Origin of the sequence: Desulfococcus sp. (assembly GCF_050178255.1) — a bacterium.
Taxonomy (GTDB): domain Bacteria; phylum Desulfobacterota; class Desulfobacteria; order Desulfobacterales; family Desulfococcaceae; genus Desulfococcus; species Desulfococcus multivorans.
Window position 1 is genome coordinate 1 of record NZ_JBFXGG010000163.1, and the last position, 5098, is coordinate 5098.

General features: G+C 61.5%; 3 protein-coding genes. All 3 read right to left on the reverse strand.

Annotation, left to right across the window (positions count from 1 at the left end):
- Positions 1-230 precede the first annotated feature (230 nt).
- Complete coding sequence (locus AB7S84_RS16415; RefSeq protein ID WP_428155806.1) at positions 231-2153, reverse strand: TonB-dependent receptor plug domain-containing protein; 1923 nt, start codon at positions 2151-2153, stop codon at positions 231-233.
- A 60-nt stretch (positions 2154-2213) separates the two neighbouring features.
- The gene (locus AB7S84_RS16420; RefSeq protein ID WP_428155808.1) at positions 2214-4232 is read right to left on the reverse strand and encodes an adenosylcobinamide amidohydrolase; all 2019 of its coding nucleotides are present in this window, start codon (positions 4230-4232) and stop codon (positions 2214-2216) included.
- 62 nt (positions 4233-4294) lie between these two features.
- Positions 4295-5098 (reverse strand): hypothetical protein (locus AB7S84_RS16425; RefSeq protein ID WP_428155810.1); only part of this gene is annotated, 804 nt, incomplete at its 5' end.

Here is a 5098-nt window from a genome sequence, read left to right on the forward strand (position 1 = left end):
TCTGCCGGCAAGCCGACGGCCTCGATGCGGTTGCCGGGGATCCGTCGCGGGAAGAATAAAACCGTTCGTGCGGCGCGCATCCGGCGTTGTCAAGGCCATCCAGTTGCCCTCCGGACCTTGCGGCACCCGGAACACCGGACGCGCGCCGGCACTTGCGGAAAACGGCGCCGACGCCTTCCCGGGGCGTTCCCGGCGGCATGCGGCACCGCGATCGCGGCGCGTTTCAGACGTCAGAAAACAATTTCATACCCCACCTTCACCAACCGTCCGATGTCATAATAGACGTACCGATTGCTCGCATCCTCGGACAGATCCCCCGAGACCTGGACCGCCTCGTCGAAGATGTTGTCCACGGCGAAGGTGAGATGGCCCTTCCAGAGCTTCACCCTGGAGAAAAAATTGAGTACGACGGTGTCGTCCAGTTCCCGCTCGCGGCTGGTAAGAAGCTGACAGTTCAGGTCCAGGGTCACGGGCTCGGTCAGATAATCGACGCCGAGGCTCGCCTGGAACCTGGGGCCGGTCCGGTAATCCTTTCCGTCGGTGTCCTCGGCCGTGGGGTCGGCCCAGTACCCGGCGGTGTAAAGGGAGAGATCCTGCGCCCATCCGGCCTGATGGACAAAGGGATTGACGCCGATATTCCACTCGATGCCCGTGCTCTCGTAATCCCCGGCGTTGAAATAGGTGAGGGGATACCCTCCGGACCGGTCGAGTTCGATCTTGTCTTCATAGGCCATGTAAAAGGCGGACAGGCGCAGCTGCAGAAAATTGTCGTCGTATTTGACGCCGGCCTCGTAGGTCCAGCCCTCTTCCGGACGGAGGTTCGGGTTTCCCTTCAGGAAGTCGCTGTCATAGTAAAGATCGTTGAAGGCGGGCGCCCGAAAGGCTTTTCCGGCGTTGGCGAAGAGATTCAGGCTGTCGGCGGCCGTATAGGTGAGGCCGAAGCTGGGCAGGAACTTGTCGTAATCCCTGGCCCCGGCGGCACCGTCGATGAACTGCTCCCGCACGCCGACGACGGCGATAAGCCTCTCCAGGAAGGTCTTTTTGACCTGGAGAAAGAGGGCGTAATCGTTGCGGTATTGACTGCCGTACTGGTTGCTGTAATCGGCGCCGCGGTAGATCCATTCGGCGCCGGGATTGAATTCCCAGTCCGAAAGATAAAATCCGTAGTCGCCGGCCGCGCCGAAATTATAGTTCCGGTTCCTGTCTTTCGGATCATTTGGGGGATCATCGGGCGCGGTGTACTCCCGCCGCTGCATCTCGTCGTAGTTGCCGAAGGCCTTGACCTTCAATGTCGGGGTCTCGAAGCGGAGGTTGGCAAAGTTCTTGTAGTAGTCCTGGTCGGTGCCTTCAAAGGGCTTTTTGTTGCCGTCATACCGCTTTTCGAAACCGGTCCGGTAATAAGAGCCGACATAGTCGAAGTGGAGGTTCTCGAACATGCGGGCATTGACGGTCCAGGCATACTTGTCGGTGTCGTCCAGATCGTATCGGTATTTTTGCGAGAAACTTCGGGAAATCTCCTGCTGGTCCCCGAGATGCTGGTAGTTGAATCCCAGGTTGACCCTGGGAAGGGAGATGGCTGCGCCGTGGTTGTGGTAGGATTCGTTGCCGAATTCCACCGTCCCCCCCAGCGATGTGGTGTCGCCGGTCTGTTTGGTGATGATGTTGATCACCCCGCTCATGGCGTCGGCGCCGTAGAGGGTTGAGGCGGCGCCCTTGAGGATTTCGACCCGCTCGATCTGGTCCAGGGGAATGGTGTCGATGTCATAGGCGTGCCCGGCCGCCCCCTGGATGGGTGACCCGTTGATGAGAACCAGCTCGCCGTCCTTGATGCCGCGGATGGAGAGGGTGCTGTTCATGCCGCCGTGGGAGATGCCCAAAGGCGCGAAGGCCTTGTATTGGAACCCCCCGACGCGCCGGAGGGCGTCCGACAAGGTATTGGCCCCGGTTTCGATGAGCTTTTCCGCCGACACCACCGTCACGAAGCGGGGGCTCTCCTTCTCCCTCACCGGAAAACGCTCGGCCGTGACGGTCATGGTGTCGAGGATTGCGGCCGGATCCTGCGCCGCTGCGATGCCGGGCCAATGCCCGGCGGACGCAAGGCAGAGGATGCCCAGGATGATGTGCCGATGCCGTTTCAGATGATTCCCGATCATGTTTTTTCCCTTCTTTCTTTTTTTGGCGGGTTGGGGTGAATATCACCGATCACGGCTTCTTTAAGGGCGCGCCGGTCCGGTTTTCGCGGCAAGGCCCTTCAGCATCGCCTTCAGGGCCGTCTCGAGCACCCGGGGCAGGGGCTCTCCGAGATTCACTTTCGGTATTTTTGAAACGGGCATTCCGGCGATCTTCTCGGACATCCGGTCACACAACGCCTGGAAGGCGCTGAGATCCGATATCAGGCCACTTTCGTATTGATCGCTGACGGCAAAGGCCATTTCCAGGAAGCCCGCGTATGGGTCTTCCAGGAGGAGCTGTTCCAGGGCTTTTCCCAGTTCGGTTTTCCGGGTGCCGCAGTCGCAGTTGCCCACGAGCCCGAAGAGGCTGATGCGGCGATCCGAGAGCCTTTGGAACACCGTCCGTTTCGGCGGGATGCCGTTCTGTTTGAAGACGGCCTCCCGGACACCGGCATAGACGGCGTCGGCGATGAGTTCGCCCATCTTGCTGTGACCTCCGGCGTTGTCGATGGGAGTGCCATGGCCTTCGACAACGATGATGTTGTCGGTGCCGGTTCCCGTGGCCGGGTGGACGCGGCCGGTCTGGCTGCTGCGGATGTCCATGTCCCATAGAGCCGCGGTTTTGGCCTCGGTGGCGGAGATGACGGCCCGGTTCATGGCCCTGGGCGAGAGCCGCATGTTCGACATCAGGATCATGTTGATGGTACCGGGTTCATAGTATGCCCCGGTGTCCCGGGACATGCGAACGGCGTTGGACTCGACCCCGGCCGTCACCAGGGCGACGACGGTCATTCCTTTGCAGGTTTTTGCCTGGACCGAGAGATTGTCCATATCTGCGCCGGTGAAGAGCAGGCTTGTGTCCTTCCCGCTCCGGGCGATGGCCGCCAGGAGTCCCTCCCGGGAGCCGGCCAGCCCCATGCGGTGGTAGCGCCCCCAGCACTGGGGCGGCGAATAGCTGTTGCCCACGGCCCGGATTTTCTCCCGGAAGCCTTCCAGGGTGGATGTCACGGCCATGGGGCGGGTGAAATGGACCAGCAGGGTCTTGTGGACGAAGTCATGGATGCGGGTGTCGCGGATCTCGGCATTTGCCACCCAGGACAGCGGAATGTCCACCGGCCGGGACCCGAGGGTGACGTCGGGGGCCACCGGCGGAGCGCCGTCGTATTGTTCGTCATAGATCCGGCTCGAGAGACAGGAGACGAAATCGCCCGTCCGGGAGGAGAGCCGGCAGGTGAGGTCGCACGGGAAATAGAAGATCCTGCCGTTTTTCACGGCGTCCACATCCTTCCACCCGGGTCGGTTCAGCAGGCGTTCCGCGGCGTCCCGGTCGCCGCCGCAGCCATAGATGGTCTGGGGGTTGAAGGCCGTCCACTCGGCCAGGGTGACGGGAACGGCCTTGCCGTTTTTGCCGAGAGACGGCGGGATGCCGCCGGCGGAACGAATCATCCCGTTCTGGAAGGAATCGTCGCCCGGGGTCATGACCGATTCCCTGCCCATGAAACGGATGACCCGTTGTTTTTCGGGCGAAGGGATCCGGGCCGTCTTCCGGGCGGTGTGGTCCAATTCCCGGGTGATGTCGGCCGAGAGCACCGCGGCGCGCTCCTCCTCATGAAAGATTTCGCCGATCAGACGGATGGTCCTGAACAGGTCGGGAAAGGTGTCGAGACGGAGGCGGATGACGGCCACCGGTCCGCCTTCAAAGGTTTCGATGACCTCCCGGTGGAGGTCGGAGACGAAGATGACGTCCGGCGCGATCTCCTGGATCCGATCGACACAGGGAGCGAAAAAGCCGCCCACGTTGGGGATGCGTGCAGCTTCAGGTGGATAGGTGTCGTGGTAGGTGACCCCGCGGACGACGTCGCCGCCGCCGACGGATAGAATGATTTCGGTGACGGATGGCACCAGGGAGACAACCCGCCGGGGGCTGGCGGTAATGGTGACCACCCGGTGGTCCGCATCCTCGAACTGGACCGGGTAGGCGAATGTGGATGAAGGCTTTCCCGGGAAAAGAAAGCTCAGCAACAATAAGGTCGACGTAAAAATGAAGGGTGTTCGTCGCACAGGTCTATTCCAGTGAAAAAATTGGGTCCATTGAAAAAAATTGGGGAGCATGCCGGAATGCCTCATTGCCGCCGTCCGGATCGGGCCAGGCCGGCGACACCGATGATCGTCAGCAGCAGGGGCCACAGGCCGACGGTGGTGCCGGCCGCCGTGTTGATGAAGCACCCGCCGCCGCCGCCCCCGTCGGAATCCGGTTCGGGATCCGGCTCGCCTTCGGTGGTGAAGACGACCCGGGTCGGGTTCAGATTGGTGAAGACGTTTTCGTCGATGGTGTCATCCTCGGTATTGAGAATCACCACCTCGGCATCGGTCTGGTTGCAGATCCAGAGCTTTCCCCGGTTGTCGGCGTAAGTACCCGCTTCCATGCCCGAAATGTTCTTCCCTTTGAGATAGTCGTTGGCCGGACCGAAGACATCCCCGGTAGTCGGGTTGAAGGCATAGAGGGTGTTGTCCCCCCATCCGGCGTAGCCCACGAAATACCCTTTTTCCGCCGAGACGATGCCCATGCCTGATATGTTGCCGTAGGGATGGTCGCCGGCATCCCCGTCGTCAACGATCATGTCGACCGTGTAGTCCTGGGGGTCGTCAGCCGCGATGCCCCCGGTATACGCCGGGTTTCTGCCGGTCCACGAACTGCCGTAGTCCCCGACGCCCTGGACATAGACCCGGTCGGTTTCCGGGAGATAGAGTACCGCGCCCGCGTTTCCGACGTGCAGAGGGATCCCCTTGACGCCGTCGCAGTTGGGTGCGCCCGTATCGATTTCCCGATCCGTGGCCGTATCGAAAACGGCGAGGTAGGCCGTGTTGGACGGCACCCAGTCGTTGTCCCGGTCGAGTCGCTGAAGAACGATGAAGACCCTGTCGTC

Excerpts from the sequence above, each read along its gene's own strand:
- AB7S84_RS16415 (WP_428155806.1), bottom strand. The coding sequence starts at position 2,153 with ATGATCGGGAATCATCTGAAACGGCATCGGCACATCATCCTGGGCATC.